Origin of the sequence: Actinospineispora eucalypti, assembly GCF_039543365.1 — a bacterium.
Lineage (GTDB): Bacteria > Actinomycetota > Actinomycetes > Mycobacteriales > Pseudonocardiaceae > Pseudonocardia > Pseudonocardia eucalypti.
Map to the genome: position 1 here is coordinate 394700 of NZ_BAABJP010000010.1, position 14453 is coordinate 409152.

The window sequence follows — 14453 nt, forward strand, 5'->3', positions numbered from 1 at the left end:
TTTACAGGTTACTCGTAGCAGTCCTGGTCCGCGAACTGGACGGCCACGTGGGCGACCTTCTTGTCCTGGCCGATCTCGATCCGGTACCGCGCCTTGGGGTTGCCGGCCGGGGTCACCTCGGCGCGGCCGTAGTTGTCCAGGTCCTCCTGTTTGTTGCCCGGGTAGGTGCGGATCAGGTCGGCCGAGGTGGAGCCGGCGCCGATGCCCTCCGGCGTGCGGGTGCCCAGCGGACCCTGGATCGCCGCGATGCCCAGCTTCCGGGAGAACATTGCGTAGGTCTCGTCGTCGCCCCGGTTGTCCTTGAACCGGGCGGTCACGCAGCCGGCCTCGCCCTGGAACGGTTCGAACGGGCCGATCAGGCCGGTGGCCAGCGCCTGTTGCTGGGTCATGCCCAGTTTGAGCGGGCCGAACCCGTGGGCGTCGACGGCCGGCGCGGGCGCCGGCGCCGGGGCGAGCAGAACGGCGGAAATCAGGGTAAGGATCTTCACCCGGCGATCATGTCACCCGAATGCGCAACCGGCCAAAGACCTCGCACCCCTGAGCAATAGCCCAACTCGCCGCCCCACAGCCGATTCAGTGTCTTCAGCACGCTGATTCAGTCGGTTCGGCAGGCCGGTTCAGCCGCTTTGGCAGCGCGCGCGGGTGCCGGGTCTGTGTGAGACTGCCGAGGTGGGGCTGGATCCGAGGACGCCCGTGATCGTGGGCGTGGGGCAGGTCAACGTCGCCGAACCTCCGGCGCCCGAGCCGCTGGAGCTGCTCGTCTCGGCGGCCCGGTCGGCCGCCGCCGACGCGGGCGGAGCCACCAACGGCGAGCGACTGCTGGCGGGGTTGGACGCGATCCGGCTGGTGCCGTCGTTGACCCGCCACTACCCGGATCCGGCGGCGCTGCTGGCCGAACGGATCGGCGCCGACCCGAGGCATCGGGGCATCACCTCGGTGAGTGGTCACCAGCCGCAGGCGCTGGTCAACCTGACCTCCGCGCAGATCGCGCGCGGCGAGCTGGACGCGGCGCTGATCGGCGGCGCGGAGGCCTGGCGCACCCGCAACGCGTACAAACGCGCCGGCGAGCGGCCGCAATGGTCGACTCAGGACGATTCCGCTCGGCCGACCGAACGGTTCGGCGAGGACAAGCCGTTCTTCGGCCCGGCCGAGGTGGCCGCCGGGGTGAGCCGGCCGACCGACATCTACCCGATCTTCGAGACCGCGCTGCGGAGCAAGCTGGGCCGGTCCTCCGCCGAGCACCACAAGCGGGTCACCGAGCTGTGGGCGGAGTTCGCCCGGGTGGCTGTGGACAACCCGTACGCGGTGCTCCGTGAGGGTTACACCGCCGCGCGGATCGGCACCCCCGGCCCGGACAACCGAATGATCAACTATCCCTACCCCAAGCTGATGAACTCCAACAGCTCGGTGGACCAGGCCGCCGTGCTGCTGCTCTGCTCGGTCGAGCGGGCGCGGGCGCTCGGCCTGCCCGAGGAGCGCTGGGTCTTCCCGGTCAGCGGTGCCGGCGCGAACGACACCGACACCCCCGGCGCGCGTCACGAGCTGGCCGCGTCACCGGCCATCCGGCACGCCGGTGCGGCGGCGCTGCGCCTGGCCGGGATCACCCCGGACCAGCTCGACATCGTCGACCTCTACTCCTGCTTCCCCTCGGCGGTGCAGGTCTCGGCGGCCGAGCTGGGGCTGCCGCCCGGCCGGCCCCTGACGATCACCGGCGGGTTGACCTTTGCCGGCGGCCCGTGGTGCAACTACCCCGCACATGCCATCGCCACCATGGCCGGGCTGGTGCGGGAGCGCCCCGAGTCGTACGCGTTGGTCACCGGGAACGGCGGGATGCTCACCAAGCACGCGATCGGCGTCTACGCCGGCCGGCCGAACGCCGCCGGCTACCGGGTGGAGGACGCCCAGCCCCTGGTGGCCGCCGAACCGACCCGCCGCTCCGCCCCCGAGGACTACCGGGGCCGCGCCGTGGTGGAGGGCTACACGGTGGCGCACGACCGCGACGGCCGCCCCACCGGCGCGATGATCGCCGCGCTCACTCCCGCCGGCGACCGCGCCTGGTTCGCCCGGGACGACGCCGAGACGCTGGCCCGCGCCCTCACCGGCGAGCTGGACAACGCCGAGGTGACCGTCTAGGCGCTGGCATGCGCGCAGAGGCAGCGGAAGCAGGTCTCGGCGAAGACCCGGACGGGGTGCCGGTCGTCGTCCGCGCGCCAGATTACCGCGAGCTCGGCGGGGGAGAGGTCGGGCACCGGGCGGTAGACCACGTCCGGGCGCCGGTAGATCTCCGTGTTGCCCTCGGCGAGCAGCGCCACGCCGAGCCCGGAGGCCACCGCCTCGAACGTCTCCTCGGCGGTCTGCGCCTCGGTGACCACGGTCGGCGGGGTGGCCCGCTGGTCGGCGGCCAGCCAGAACCGCCGGGCCGGGCCGGCCGCCGAGGGCAGCGCGATGAACGGCTGGTCGGCCAGCTCGGCCAGGGCCACCGCCGGCCGCCCGGCCAGTGGGTGGTCCGCCGGGAGCGCCACCCAGCGGGTCTCGGTGGCCACCACCCGCCAGGCCAGCTGCCCGGAGTCCGGCACCGGCAGCCAGGCGATCGCCACGTCCGCCTCGCCGTCGGCCAGCCCCGCGGTCGGGTCCCGCCAGGAGATCTGCCGGAAGCGCAGGCGCCACTCCGGGGCCAGCCGGGCCATCCGCTCGGTGACGTCGGGGATCAGGCCGCGCCCGATCCGGGTGTGGAAGCCGACGGTGAGCGCGCGCTCGGCGGCGGTCTCGGCCACGGCGCGACGGGTCTGTTCCCACTGGGCGAGCAACTGCCGGGCGCGGGGCAACAGTGCCTCGCCCGCGCTGGTCAGGGCCACCGCGCGCCGGTCCCGGTCGAACAGCTTGACCCGCAGCGCCGCCTCCAGCTGCCGGATCTGCTTGCTCAGCGCGGGTTGGGAGATGAACAGCCGCTCGGTGGCGGCCCGGGTGAAGTTCAGCTCCTCGGCCAGCGCGACGAAGTACCGCAGGTCGCGCAGGTGGGCATCCATAACCACAGGCTATTACAGAAGTGCTGGCTGGCGGCGGGTCGGCGTGGCCACCATGGAGATCATGGAGCTGGGTGTCGCGGGGTTGAGCGCGAAAGCGGTACTGGGGCCGGCCGAGACGGCGCGGCTGGCCGGGCGGGCCGAAGAGCTGGGCTACTCGTCCTGGTGGGCCGGCGAACACGTGGTGTTGCCCAGCCCGCGAACGCCGGACGCGCCGATGGAGCCCACCGACCCGATCCTGGACCCGCTGGTGCACCTGAGCTACGTCGCCGCTTTGACCAGGCGGATCGAGCTGGGCACCGCGATCGTCATCCTGCCGCAGCGCAACCCGTTGGTGCTGGCCAAACAGGCGGCCAGCCTGGACGTGCTGTCCGGCGGCCGGCTGTTGCTCGGCGTCGGCGCCGGTTACCTGGAGCCGGAAATGACCGCGCTCGGCGTTCCGATGGCCGACCGGGGCCGTCGAACCGATGAGTACCTGGACGCGATGACCGAGCTGTGGACGTCGGCGGCGCCGGCCTACCGGGGTCGGTACGTCTCGTTCGAGAACGTGGACGCCCATCCCCGGCCGGCTCGGCCGGGCGGCCCCCGGATCGTGGTCGGCGGCCACAGCCCGGCCGCCTTCCGCCGCGCGGTGTCCCGGGGTCACGCCTGGTTCGGCAACGGTGGCCCCGACGACCTGCCCCGGCACCTGGAGGGCCTGCGCCGGGCCGCCGGCGAGGTGGACCGGCCCGCGCGCCTCGGCCCGCTGGAGATCATCTGGATGCAGGTCGATCCGGTGGACCTGGACGCCGGCGCCACCCGCCGCTACGCCGACCTCGGAGTGGACCGCCTAGTCGTCTACCCGCTGCCCCTGGCCGACCCGGGCGACGTCGAGCGCTTCCTGGAACACCACGCCGCCCTCCCGCGCTGACGCTTGAGCACGCTTTGGCTCTGCGTGGAGATATGCAACGTTCAGGCACTTGATTGGAGAGGATCGCGATGCGAGCCCTGGTACATGACCCCGAGGCGGCCGGTGGGCTGCGCTTCGCCGAGGTTGCGGAGCCGGACCCGGTTCCGGGGCAGGCACTGGTGGAGATCCGGGCCGTCTCGCTCAACTTCGGCGAGCTGAAGTATCTGCCGCGCAACCGCCGGCCCGGCGAGATCCCCGGCTGGGACGCCGCGGGCGTGGTCGTCAAGGCGGCCGGCGACGGCTCCGGGCCGCCGGTCGGCGCCGGCGTGGTCACCTTCGACTGGCTGGGCGCGTGGGCGCGGCGGCGCGCGGTGGATACCGCCAACCTGGCCGTGTTGCCGGAGGGGTTGGACCTCGGCGCGGCCAGTGCGCTGCCGGTCGCCGGGGTCACCGCGCTGCAGGCGCTGCGCGCGCTGGGCGCGGTGATCGGCCGGCGGGTGCTGGTCACCGGGGCGTCCGGCGGGGTAGGCCGGTTCGCGGTGCAGCTGGCCGCGCGGGCCGGAGCGGAGGTGGTTGCCTCGGTGGGCAGCGCGGCCCGCGGCGAAGGGTTGCGCGAGCTGGGCGCGGCGGAGATCGTCACCGATCTGGACCAGGTCGACCGGCCGTTGTTCGGCGTGCTGGACAACGTGGGCGGCGGGCAGCTGGCCCGCGCGTTCGGGCTGCTCGAGGCGGGCGGTTCGGCGCAGAGCATCGGCAAGGCCTCCGGCGAGGCCACCACCATCGACTTCGAGGCGGAGCGGCTGCGCGGCGGGCGACGCCGGCTGGAGCCGTTCACGGTCACCGCGCCGTTCGGCGCCGACCTGGCCTACCTGGTCCGGCTGCTCGCGGACGGCCGGCTGGATCCGCAGATCGGCTGGCGCGGTCCGTGGGAGCGCGTCACCGAGGCGGCCGACGCCCTGCTGTCCCGCCAGATCCTCGGAAAGGGCGTCCTCGACCTCACCTGACCGGCCTCCGACCGGTGCCCGTCCGCCCCGGGGACATTTGCTACGCACCGTGACAACCGAAACGGCTTCCGATGAAATCCGCGCCTGTTTGCTGGTCGAGTGCTGGCTCAGTCGGGTCCGGCAGCGAAAAAAATCGGACTGGACCAGCGCTCGATGAATACGGTCACGTGGCCGACCCGCGATCTGACCACGTGGCGTAACCACAACGCGAACCCGCCGAGCGCGATGGAAAGGGCCGTTCGAGGCTCCCGGATGACGGGCCTCCCCGCGCCGTCCAAGCCGGAATGGGAACGGCGCCGGCTTCAGCCCGACAAAGATCAAGCTCGGCCTCGGGAGTCGAGGTGCGGCCTTGGGAGTCGGAGCGCGGCCTCGGGAGTCGGAGTGCGTCCTCGGAAGTCGGAGCGCGGCCTCGGGAGTGGGGGTGCGGTTGCGCCCTGTCGGGTGGGCGTGCGGCCGGGGGCCGGTGTGAGTGTGAGCGGCGGGTAACGGGGGTGGGTCGTTCGGGTTGCCGGGGTTGACGCGTCCGGCATCCATAAATAGTTTCTAATGACATTATTTCAGGTGACAGCATTGGGGTGGCGCACATGCCGACCTACGGGTTCAGCTGCACCGGCTGCGGGCCGTTCGAGGTGCGGTGCGCGATGGCCGAGTCGGACGACCCCCGCCGTTGCCCCCGGTGCGCAGGCCCGGCCCGCCGGCGGTTCGGCGCACCGGGCCTGCGCACGCTCGCCCCCGGCATGCGCCGGGCGCTGGACGCCCAGGAACGCACCGCCGACCGGCCGGACGTCGTCACCTCGATTCCGCAAAAGACGTCCAAGACCCGGATCACCAGAGACCCTCGCCACCTCAGGTTGCCCCGCCCGTAGGCACCAAGTCCGTAGGGAGCGTCAGATGCCCGACGTCGTCTTCAGCGTGGACCAGGCCCGTTCGATGGCCCAGCAAGCCGCGCCCGGCCACAACCGCTGGCACCCGGATATCCCGCCGGCGGTGCGGGTCCGCCCCGGCCAGGACATCCGGGTGGAGTGCCGGGAGTGGACCGACAACCAGATCGGCAACAACGACTCCGCCAACGACGTGCGCGACGTGGACCTGACCCGCGCGCACATGCTGTCCGGCCCGATCTACGTGGAGGGCGCCGAGCCGGGCGACCTGCTCGTGGTGGACATCCTGGACCTCGGCCCGGTGCCGCAGCAGATCGGCGACGCGCCCGGCCAGGGCTGGGGCTACACCGGGATCTTCAGCAAGGCCAACGGCGGCGGCTTCCTCACCGACCGGTTCCCGGACGCCTACAAGGCGATCTGGGACTTCTCCGGCCAGGCCTGCACGTCCCGGCACATCCCCGGGGTCAAGTTCACCGGCATCACCCACCCCGGCCTTTTCGGCACCGCGCCCTCGCCCGAGCTGCTGGCCCGCTGGAACGCCCGGGAACGCGCACTGATCGCCACCGAACCGGACCGCGTGCCGCCGCTCGCGCTGCCGCCGCTGGAGGAGCAGACCCTCCCCGGCTCGGCCACCGGCGAAATCGCCGCCAAGATCGCCCGTGAGGGCGCCCGCACCGTCCCGGCCCGGGAGAACGGCGGCAACCACGACATCAAGAACTTCACCCGGGGCAGCCGCGTGTTCTACCCGGTGCACGTGCCGGGCGCACTGTTCTCCGGCGGCGACCTGCACTTCAGTCAGGGTGACGGGGAGATCACCTTCTGCGGCGCGATCGAGATGGGCGGCTTCATCGACTTCCACGTCGACCTGATCAAGGGCGGGATGGAGACCTACGGCGTCACCACCAACCCGATCCTGATGCCGGGCAACGTGGAGCCGCGCTACTCGGAGTTCGTCACCTTCATCGGCATCGGGGTGGACCACACCACGGACACCCAGCTCTACAACGACGCCACCGTCGCCTACCGGAATGCCTGCCTGAACGCGGTGGACTACCTGACGAAGTTCGGCTACAGCGGCGCGCAGGCCTACCTGCTGCTCGGCGCGGCGCCGATCGAGGGCCGGGTCAGCGGCGTGGTGGACATCCCGAACGCCTGCTGTTCGCTCTACCTGCCCACGGCGATCTTCGACTTCGACATCAGGCCGTCCGCCGCCGGGCCGGTGAAGGCCGACCGGGGCAGCTGCGCGGTGAGCTCCTGATGGGCCCGGACGCGCCGTACCAGGTGCACGAGGTACCCGACTTCACCCTGGAGTGCGGGGCCACGCTGCGCCCGGCCAAGATCGCCTACCAGACCTACGGCGAGCTGAACGCCGACAAGAGCAACGCCATCGTCTACCCGACCTGGTACTCCGGCCGGCACTGGGACAACGAGTGGCTGATCGGCTCCGGGATGGGGCTGGACCCCGAGAACTGGTTCATCATCGTGCCGAACATGCTGGGCAACGGGTTGTCCAGCTCGCCGTCCAACACCCCGCCGCCGTGGGACCGCGCCCGGTTCCCGAAGGTGAACGTGCGGGACAACGTGGCGCTGCAGCACCGCCTGGTGACTGAGGTGTTCGGCATCGAGACGCTGCAGTTGGTGCTGGGCTGGTCGATGGGCGCGGGCCAGACCTACCAGTGGGCGGTCAGCCACCCGGAGATGGTGCGGCGGATGCTGCCGTTCTGCGGCTCCTCCCGCACCGCGCCGCACAACCAGGTCTTCCTGGACTCGCTGCGCACCGCGCTACAGGCGGACGCGACGTTCCAGGGCGGCTGGTACGAGCCGGAGGCGCTGCCCGTGCGCGGGCTCCGGGCGTTCGCCCGGATCTACGCCGGCTGGGGCTTCTCCCAGGCGTTCTACTGGGACGAGGTGTGGCGCGAACTGGGCTTCACCTCGCTGGAGGACTTCGCGGTCGGCTTCTGGGAAGGCTTCTTCCTGGACAACCGGGACCCGAACAACCTGCTCACGATGTTGGACACCTGGTGGACCGGGGACGTGGGCAGGACGCCGGGGCACGACTCCACGGAGGACGCGCTGGCCTCCATCAAGGCCAAGGCGATCGTCATGCCGGCGGAGAAGGACCTCTACTTCCCGCCGGAGGACGAGCAGTGGGCGGTCGGCCACATGTCGAACGCCGAGCTTCGGGTGATTCCCGGGGTGTGGGGGCACTTCGCCGGCGGCGGCGCCAACCCGGTGGACACCGCGTTCATCGACGCCGCCGTGAAGGAGCTCCTGGCGTCCTGAGCGCTATTCGTCCACCAGGTCGGACCGGCTGGTCTCGGGGGCCAGTTTCAGCGCGACCAGGGTGAGCAGCAGCATGGCCAGCACGTAGACCGAGACCGCGTAGGCGGTGTGGAACTCCCGGACGAGCGCGATCGACACGATCGGGGCGATCGCGCCGCCCAGGATGCCGGCGAGCTGGTAGCCCATGGAGGCGCCGCTGTAGCGCAGCCTGGTGCTGAACAGCTCGGAGACGAACGCGGCCTGCGGGCCGTACATCGCGGCGTGCGTGACCAGCGCTACCACCGTGGCCAGGATGATCACCACGGAGGATTTGGTGTTCAGCAGCGGGAAGAAGGCGAAGGCCCACACCGCCGCGCCGATCGCGCCCGCCGCGTACACCGGACGGCGGCCGTACCGGTCGGACAGCGCGCCGAACAGCGGTATCAGCGCCAGCTGGCAGGCCGAACCGATCAGCACCGCGTTGAACCCGACCGACCTCGGCAGCCCCAGGTTGGTCACCACGTAGGTCAGGATGTAGAGCGTGAAGGTGTAGAAGGCCACGTCGGTGCCGACCCGGGCGGCCATCGCGACCAGCAGCTCGCGCGGGTGCCGGCGCAGCACCTCGACCAGCGGCTTCTCCGCCTTCTGCCCGCTCTTCGCCAGCTCGGTGAACGCCGGGCTCTCCGCGACGGTGGTGCGGATCCACAGCCCGACCAGCACCAGCGCCCCGGACAGCAGGAAGCCGACCCGCCAGCCCCAGGACAGGAACTCCTGCTCGGGGAGCACCGCGCCGAGCACGCCGAGCACCCCGGCCGCCAGCAGGTTGCCCATCGGCACGCCGACCTGCGGCCAGCTGGCGTTGAACCCACGCCGCTCGGGGTCGCCGTGCTCCATGGTCATCAGCACCGCGCCGCCCCACTCGCCGCCCAGGCCGAGGCCCTGCAGGAAGCGCAGCAGGCCGAGCAGGATCGGCGCCCAGACGCCGATGGTGGCGTAGGTGGGCAGCGCGCCGATGAGGAACGTGGCGCCGCCCATCAGCACCAGCGTCAGGACCAGCACCATCTTGCGCCCGACCCGGTCGCCGAAGTGCCCGAAGACGATTCCGCCCAGCGGCCGGGCGATGAACGCCACCGCGTTGGTGATGAACGCGAGCAGCGTGCCCACCAGCGGGTCGAACTGCGGGAAGAACAGCTTGTTGAACACCACGGCGGCGGCCGCCGAGTAGAGGAAGAAGTCGTACCACTCGAGCGATGTGCCGATCAGGCTGGCCACGATGACCTTGCGTGGGCTACGTCGCTCGATGGTCGCCGGCTGTGTCATGGCTGCCCCTCTCGGCCGGGCCGTTGCGTAGACTATAGAGATCGTTCAACAATCCGACAAGAGTCAACTTCCCTGTTCGGGAATATCTTGTGGCGGTGCCGGACCCGCCTGGACACGATGGAGACATGCGGAATGATCCGGCGTCCCGGGTGGGCCGTCGTTGGGTGCGTCGATTGTTGGTTGTGGCGTTCGCCCTGGTCGCGGCGGTGTTGGTGGGTATGGGCGCCGCGCTGGTGGTTCCCCGGCTCTCCGAGCACGCCGCCGCCCCCAGGCCGCCGGATCTGGCGCCGGCCGCCGAGCCGGCCGCGCCGCACCCCGGGCCGAGGGCGACGGCCGAGTGCACGGTGCCGGAGGAGAACGACGACGAGGACTCCGAGGACTCCGACGACGACCGCCGGTCCGAGTCCGCCGAGCGCCGCTGCATCGGTGAGCTACCGCTCGGGGCCAAGCGCAGCCTGCGCTACTACAGCAGCTACCCGCTGAGCGGGAACCCCGAGGTCACGCAGGCGATCGTGGTGGTGCACGGCGCCGGCCGCAACGCCCGGTCCAGCTTCACCGGCATGACCCAGGAGGTAGCCGGGCAGCGGGCGAGCGACCGGACCCTGGTGCTCGCGCCGTCCTTCCAGACCAAGGAGGACGATCCGGCCGGCAACGAGGCCCGGTGGACCGACGAGGCCTGGAAGGAGGGCGGGGACGCGACCAAGCCGGCCGGGGTCAGCTCGTTCGACGCGATGGACAAGATCTTCGACCAGCTGGCCGACAAGTCCAGGTTCCCCAAGCTCAACCGGATCACCCTGGCCGGGCACTCGGCCGGTGGGCAGTTCGCCCAGCGCTACGCGGCGGTCGGCCAGGCCCCGGACCGGCTGAACGGCGTCGCGGTGAACTACGTGGTGGCCAACCCCTCGACCTACCTCTACCTCAACCCGGAACGGCCGGACCTGACCGACGCGGCCGGCAAGCGGTTCGCCGTGCCGAAGACCTCGTGCACCGACTACGACGCCTACAAGTACGGCCTGCGCGACCGGGACCGCTACGCCGGCGGCGAGGACCCCGCGCAGATCATCCGGCGGTACACCACCGCGCGGGTCACCTACCTGTCGGGCGAGCAGGACGTCGAGTCGGAGGAGTTGGACACCGACTGCCAGGCGATGCTGCAGGGGGCGAACCGGTTCGTGCGCAGCGAGCTGTACCTCAACTACATGAAGACGTTCTTCCCCTCGGCCCCGCACAACCGGGCGGTGGTGCCGGGCATCGGCCACGACCGGGCCGACATGTTCGCCTCGGAGCAGGGCGTTCAGGCGCTGTTCGGCGGACCGAATCCAAATGGTGCACCCATTCGTTGATCGCGTGTCGTCTGTGGGTGCGTTGGGCTCGGAGGTGTCTGCCTTGACGGCAGCGGAAGTGGTTGAACAGTCACTCGTCGAGGTTGAAGCCGGCGATGAGATCATCTGGTGGGAAAGTGAAGGAACGGCCGTCCGGGCCGCGCTGAACGAGCATTTCGGTGCCGAGATCCCCGGTGGAGAGCTCCCGGAGTCGCCCGACCCGGCCGCGATGCGGGCTCAGCTCCGGGCCGCCGCACCCCGGCTGACCGCGATCATGGACCGGGTGTCGGCCGCCTTCGCCGACGGTGCCGCCTCGGTGCTGGTGCCCTCGCTCGGCGTGGCCGGGGCGGACCCGGAGGACCAGCGCACCGCCCTGTACACCGTGGCCGCGATGCTCGGTGACGTGATGGCCAACCATCCGGACGAGAGCGTTGTCTGGGACGTGCGGAACCGGGCGCTGGAGATGGCCAACCGGCCCAAGGCCTCGGACAGCGACCGCGCCGCCGGCTACCACACCGACGCCGGCTACCTGCGCGTCCCGCCGAAGTACTTCCTGCTCTACGCCGCGCACGCGGCCACCTGCGGCGGCGGCATCTCGCTGCTGCGCGACGGCCGCACGCTGAAGCGCCAGCTGCTAGAGACCGAGGAGGGCCGCGAGGCCGTCGCCGTGCTCAGCCGCAATGTGCCGAGGTGGATCCCGTCCAAGTACGGCGACGTGTCCTACGCCGAGCCGGACGGTTTTCAGTACACCCCGGTGATCGGCGAGAAGCCGATGTGGCGGTGGACCCCGGGCCGGACCCGTCCGGGCTCCAAGCGCTGGGGCGAGGCGCGCCCGAGCGATGAGCTGGTCGCCCGCGACCCGGACTACTCGGCCGACAAGATCATCGCCGCACTGGAGACCGTGTCCAAGGTGCTGAAGAACGGCACCGACGAGATTCGCCTCCCCGTGGCCACCGACGGCCTGCTGGTCATCGACAACCACCTGGCCCTGCACGGGCGCACCGCCTTCAAGGACCAGCAGCGCTGCTACCTGCGCATCCGCTTCCACGAAGCCGCCAACTGAGCGGCTGCGTCGGCGCACCGAGCAGTGTTGCTACGATTGCTACGGAGGTCGCCGATGTCGAAAACGATCCCGCACCGAGAGTTGCGTAACAACAGCAGCGAGGTGCTCCGGGAGGTCCAGGCCGGTGAGACCGTGTACGTCACCAACCGTGGAGAGGTTGTAGCCGTCCTGGTGCCGCCTCCTCGGGCGGCTGGTGCGCCTCCCCGGGTCCGCCGCGCCAGGGTGCGCGGCGGGTTCGCCGCGCTTCCCCGGGAGCGGATCGAGGAACCGTTGCAGGCTGTCCTGGACGAATTGCGCGGCGATCGTTGATTCTTTACGTGGAGACCTCAGCCGCCGCGAAGCTACTGGTCGAGGAGCGGGAATCCGGGCGCATGGCCGCCCGCATGGATTCCGCTGTGGACCAGGACGACGAGCTGATATCCAGCATGCTCTTGGAGACCGAGCTGCGCAGAATCGCTGTCCGGCTCGGGCTCAGTCAAGGCAACGTCACCGGGTTGCTCGACCGGTTCGACCTGATAGAGATCGACCGCGCTTTGTACCGAGAAGCCGGTCTGCTTCCTGGGTTGCACCTGCGCAGCCTTGACGCGCTGCATCTCGCGGCCGCGTTGAGGGTGGGTGCCGACGTCATGGTGACGTCTGACCAGCGTCAGGCCGACGCGTGTGCCGCGTCAGGCCTTCCTGTCCTCGCGCCTTGAACCCCCTCGGCGCCGTGCTGGTCAGACGGCGCGCAGTTTGGGGGGTTGGCGCTTGGGGTGTTGGGGGACGTTCTTGCGGTCGCTGACGATCCGGCCGCCGCGCAGCCGCACGATGCGCCGCGCGCAGGCGGCGGCGTCCTCGTCGTGGGTGGCGTAGATGACCGTCCGGCCGGCCTGGTTCAGCTCGATGAACAGCGCCATCACCTCGGCGGCCGACTCGGCGTCCAGGTCGCTGGTGGGCTCGTCGTCCAGCAGCACGGGCGGGTCGTTGATCAGCGCCCGGGCGATCAGCGCCTTCTGCTGCTGGGCGGCGAACAGCTCGATCGGCATGTCGTCGTAGTGCCCGCGCAGGCCCACCCGGTCCAGCGCCTCGCGGGCTCGGCGACGGCGCACCCGGCGGGTCCGGCGGTAGATCAGCGGCAGCTCCACGTTCTGCTGAACGGTGGAGTTGGCGATCAGGCTGAACGTCTGGAACACGAAGCCGATCTTCTGCCCGCGCGCCCTGGCCAGCTGGCGCTTGGACAGCCGGGTGATGTCGGTGCCGTCCAGCAGGTAGCGGCCCTCGTGCGGCGGGTCCAGGCAGGCCAGCACGTTCATCAGGGTGCTCAGCCCGGAACCGGAGGGGCCGGTGATGGCCACCATCTCGCCGGCCTCGATGCGCAGCTCGATGTCCTGCAGTGCGTGCACCGCTTCCCGGTCGGTGTTCCGGTAGGTCCGGCCGACGTGTTCCAGCTGGATCATCTGTGATCCTTTCCAGCCGCTCTAGTGCCCCGTAAACACTAGGCGCTGATCCGTTCGGCACCGCCCCGGCGGTCGGTGATCTTGTCGTCGCCGCGGATCTGCCCGTCGCGCAGCCAGATCCGGCGGGTGCAGTACTCGGCGACGTCGTCCTCGTGGGTGATGATCACGATCGTCGCGCCGGCCGCGTTGAGCTCGGTGAACAGCTCCATGATCTCTTTGGTGGACTTCGCGTCCAGTGCGCCGGTGGGCTCGTCGGCCAGGATGATCGCCGGGTCGTTGATCAGCGCGCGGGCGATCGCCACCCGCTGCTTCTGGCCACCGGACAGCTCGCTGGGCAGGTGTTTGAGCCGGCTGCCCAGGCCCACCCGCTCCAGCGCCTCCCTGGTCTTCGCCGTGCGCCGGCGGATGCCGTTGTAGACCAGCGGCAGCTCCACGTTGCGCATGGCGTTGGTGCGCGGGATCAGGTTGAACGACTGGAACACGAAGCCGATCTTCTGTCCGCGCGCCTTGGCCAGCTGGCGCTTGGACAGCTTGGTCACGTCGGTGCCGTCCAGCAGGTAGCGGCCTTCGGAGGGGGCGTCCAGGCAGCCCAGGATGTTCATCAGCGTGCTCTTGCCGGAGCCGGAGGGACCCATGATGGCCACCATCTCGCCCGGGCCGACGTGCAGGTCGATGCCGTGCAGGATGGTCACCTGGCCATCGGCCATCGGGAAGGACCGGGTAATGCCCTCGAGGCGGATCATTCCACTCCTTGTCGTTGCGTCTTGCACGATCACTCGAAGCGGAGCGCGTCGATGGGCTCCAGTCGTGCGGCACGCCAGGCCGGGTAGCTGCCGGCAAGCAACCCGATCACCAGGCTAATGCCGAACGCGAACACGACGGGTGTCGCTGACAACACCGGATCGAACGAGCTGAGGAAGCCTTGAGTTCCCAGCAGCGGCACCAGCCGCTCGGTCAGAAGGATCATCCCGACGCCCAGCCCGACCCCGAGCAGCCCGCCCAGCCCGGCCATCGTGACGGCCTCCAGCACGAACTGGCCCATGATGGCGAACCCGCTGGCGCCGACCGCCTTGCGCGTGCCGATCTCCCGGGTCCGGTCGGTCACCGAGACCAGCATGATGTTCAGCACGCCGATCGCGCCGACCAGCAGCGACACCGCCGCGATGGCCGGCACGAAGTTGGCGATCAGCTGGCTGAGCTCGTTGCCGCCGATGCCGTTGCCGAACACGCTGGGACCGGGCGACCCCGATGGG

The 14453-nt window shown here is 70.7% G+C and carries 16 protein-coding genes; 10 read left to right on the top strand and 6 right to left on the bottom strand.

Annotated features, from left to right (window positions below; translation table 11 throughout):
* Nucleotides 1-8: 8 nt before the first annotated feature.
* Nucleotides 9-488, bottom strand: a complete 480-nt coding sequence (locus tag ABEB12_RS15585; RefSeq protein WP_185064154.1) for a hypothetical protein — start codon at nucleotides 486-488, stop codon at nucleotides 9-11.
* A 181-nt stretch (nucleotides 489-669) separates the two neighbouring features.
* On the opposite strand from ABEB12_RS15585, the gene ABEB12_RS15590 reads away from it, so the two are divergent.
* Nucleotides 670-2133 (top strand): hypothetical protein, encoded by a 1464-nt coding sequence (locus tag ABEB12_RS15590; RefSeq protein ID WP_185064155.1) that lies wholly within the window; start codon nucleotides 670-672, stop codon nucleotides 2131-2133.
* On the opposite strand, the gene ABEB12_RS15595 is transcribed toward ABEB12_RS15590, so the two are convergent.
* The gene (locus tag ABEB12_RS15595) at nucleotides 2130-3026 is read right to left on the bottom strand and encodes a LysR substrate-binding domain-containing protein (protein ID WP_185064156.1); all 897 of its coding nucleotides are present in this window, start codon (nucleotides 3024-3026) and stop codon (nucleotides 2130-2132) included. The genes ABEB12_RS15590 and ABEB12_RS15595 overlap by 4 nt on opposite strands.
* Before the next feature lie 61 nt (nucleotides 3027-3087).
* On the opposite strand from ABEB12_RS15595, the gene ABEB12_RS15600 reads away from it, so the two are divergent.
* The 5 genes from ABEB12_RS15600 to ABEB12_RS15620 all read left to right on the top strand — a co-directional run bounded on the left by ABEB12_RS15600 (nucleotide 3088) and on the right by ABEB12_RS15620 (nucleotide 8080).
* On the top strand, nucleotides 3088-3933 hold the full coding sequence (locus ABEB12_RS15600) for a TIGR03619 family F420-dependent LLM class oxidoreductase (RefSeq protein WP_185064157.1): 846 nt from the start codon (nucleotides 3088-3090) through the stop codon (nucleotides 3931-3933).
* Between the two features lie 68 nt (nucleotides 3934-4001).
* On the top strand, nucleotides 4002-4916 hold the full coding sequence (locus ABEB12_RS15605; protein WP_185064158.1) for a zinc-binding dehydrogenase: 915 nt from the start codon (nucleotides 4002-4004) through the stop codon (nucleotides 4914-4916).
* Between the two features lie 584 nt (nucleotides 4917-5500).
* Nucleotides 5501-5782, top strand: a complete 282-nt coding sequence (locus tag ABEB12_RS15610) for an FmdB family zinc ribbon protein (protein ID WP_185064159.1) — start codon at nucleotides 5501-5503, stop codon at nucleotides 5780-5782.
* A gap of 25 nt (nucleotides 5783-5807) precedes the next feature.
* Nucleotides 5808-7055 (top strand): formamidase, encoded by a 1248-nt coding sequence (gene fmdA / locus ABEB12_RS15615; protein WP_185064160.1) that lies wholly within the window; start codon nucleotides 5808-5810, stop codon nucleotides 7053-7055.
* Nucleotides 7055-8080, top strand: coding sequence for an alpha/beta fold hydrolase (locus ABEB12_RS15620; RefSeq protein WP_185064161.1), 1026 nt, complete (start codon nucleotides 7055-7057; stop codon nucleotides 8078-8080). Before fmdA ends, ABEB12_RS15620 begins: the two co-directional genes overlap by 1 nt.
* Nucleotides 8081-8083: 3 nt before the next feature.
* Here the strand turns inward: ABEB12_RS15620 and ABEB12_RS15625 are convergent, their stop codons facing one another.
* On the bottom strand, nucleotides 8084-9379 hold the full coding sequence (locus tag ABEB12_RS15625) for an MFS transporter (protein ID WP_185064162.1): 1296 nt from the start codon (nucleotides 9377-9379) through the stop codon (nucleotides 8084-8086).
* Between the two features lie 125 nt (nucleotides 9380-9504).
* Here ABEB12_RS15625 and ABEB12_RS15630 point away from each other — a divergent pair, with 125 nt between their 5' ends.
* From ABEB12_RS15630 to ABEB12_RS15645, 4 genes are read left to right on the top strand one after another with little or no spacing between them, the layout of a single operon-like run.
* Nucleotides 9505-10722, top strand: coding sequence for an alpha/beta fold hydrolase (locus ABEB12_RS15630; RefSeq protein ID WP_185064163.1), 1218 nt, complete (start codon nucleotides 9505-9507; stop codon nucleotides 10720-10722).
* 43 nt (nucleotides 10723-10765) lie between these two features.
* Entirely contained in the window at nucleotides 10766-11764 is a 999-nt protein-coding gene (locus ABEB12_RS15635) for a TauD/TfdA family dioxygenase (protein ID WP_185064164.1), read from the top strand.
* Between the two features lie 54 nt (nucleotides 11765-11818).
* The gene (locus ABEB12_RS15640) at nucleotides 11819-12073 is read left to right on the top strand and encodes a type II toxin-antitoxin system prevent-host-death family antitoxin (RefSeq protein WP_185064165.1); all 255 of its coding nucleotides are present in this window, start codon (nucleotides 11819-11821) and stop codon (nucleotides 12071-12073) included.
* 8 nt (nucleotides 12074-12081) lie between these two features.
* Nucleotides 12082-12459, top strand: a complete 378-nt coding sequence (locus ABEB12_RS15645; RefSeq protein ID WP_221498499.1) for a PIN domain-containing protein — start codon at nucleotides 12082-12084, stop codon at nucleotides 12457-12459.
* Between the two features lie 21 nt (nucleotides 12460-12480).
* Here ABEB12_RS15645 and ABEB12_RS15650 read toward each other — a convergent pair whose 3' ends face one another.
* From ABEB12_RS15650 to ABEB12_RS15660, 3 genes are read right to left on the bottom strand one after another with little or no spacing between them, the layout of a single operon-like run.
* Nucleotides 12481-13200 (bottom strand): ATP-binding cassette domain-containing protein, encoded by a 720-nt coding sequence (locus ABEB12_RS15650; RefSeq protein WP_185064167.1) that lies wholly within the window; start codon nucleotides 13198-13200, stop codon nucleotides 12481-12483.
* Nucleotides 13201-13238: 38 nt separating this feature from the next.
* Nucleotides 13239-13943, bottom strand: coding sequence for an ATP-binding cassette domain-containing protein (locus tag ABEB12_RS15655; RefSeq protein WP_185064168.1), 705 nt, complete (start codon nucleotides 13941-13943; stop codon nucleotides 13239-13241).
* A gap of 29 nt (nucleotides 13944-13972) precedes the next feature.
* On the bottom strand, nucleotides 13973-14428 hold the full coding sequence (locus tag ABEB12_RS15660; protein WP_185064169.1) for an FtsX-like permease family protein: 456 nt from the start codon (nucleotides 14426-14428) through the stop codon (nucleotides 13973-13975).
* Between the last annotated feature and the right edge of the window lie 25 nt (nucleotides 14429-14453).

Coding starts and splice junctions, on each gene's coding strand:
- ABEB12_RS15595 (WP_185064156.1), bottom strand. CDS start 3,026: ATGGATGCCCACCTGCGCGACCTGCGGTACTTCGTCGCGCTGGCCGAG.
- ABEB12_RS15600 (WP_185064157.1), top strand. CDS start 3,088: ATGGAGCTGGGTGTCGCGGGGTTGAGCGCGAAAGCGGTACTGGGGCCG.
- ABEB12_RS15605 (WP_185064158.1), top strand. CDS start 4,002: ATGCGAGCCCTGGTACATGACCCCGAGGCGGCCGGTGGGCTGCGCTTC.
- ABEB12_RS15610 (WP_185064159.1), top strand. CDS start 5,501: ATGCCGACCTACGGGTTCAGCTGCACCGGCTGCGGGCCGTTCGAGGTG.
- fmdA (WP_185064160.1), top strand. CDS start 5,808: ATGCCCGACGTCGTCTTCAGCGTGGACCAGGCCCGTTCGATGGCCCAG.
- ABEB12_RS15620 (WP_185064161.1), top strand. CDS start 7,055: ATGGGCCCGGACGCGCCGTACCAGGTGCACGAGGTACCCGACTTCACC.
- ABEB12_RS15625 (WP_185064162.1), bottom strand. CDS start 9,379: ATGACACAGCCGGCGACCATCGAGCGACGTAGCCCACGCAAGGTCATC.
- ABEB12_RS15630 (WP_185064163.1), top strand. CDS start 9,505: ATGCGGAATGATCCGGCGTCCCGGGTGGGCCGTCGTTGGGTGCGTCGA.
- ABEB12_RS15640 (WP_185064165.1), top strand. CDS start 11,819: ATGTCGAAAACGATCCCGCACCGAGAGTTGCGTAACAACAGCAGCGAG.
- ABEB12_RS15650 (WP_185064167.1), bottom strand. CDS start 13,200: ATGATCCAGCTGGAACACGTCGGCCGGACCTACCGGAACACCGACCGG.
- ABEB12_RS15655 (WP_185064168.1), bottom strand. CDS start 13,943: ATGATCCGCCTCGAGGGCATTACCCGGTCCTTCCCGATGGCCGATGGC.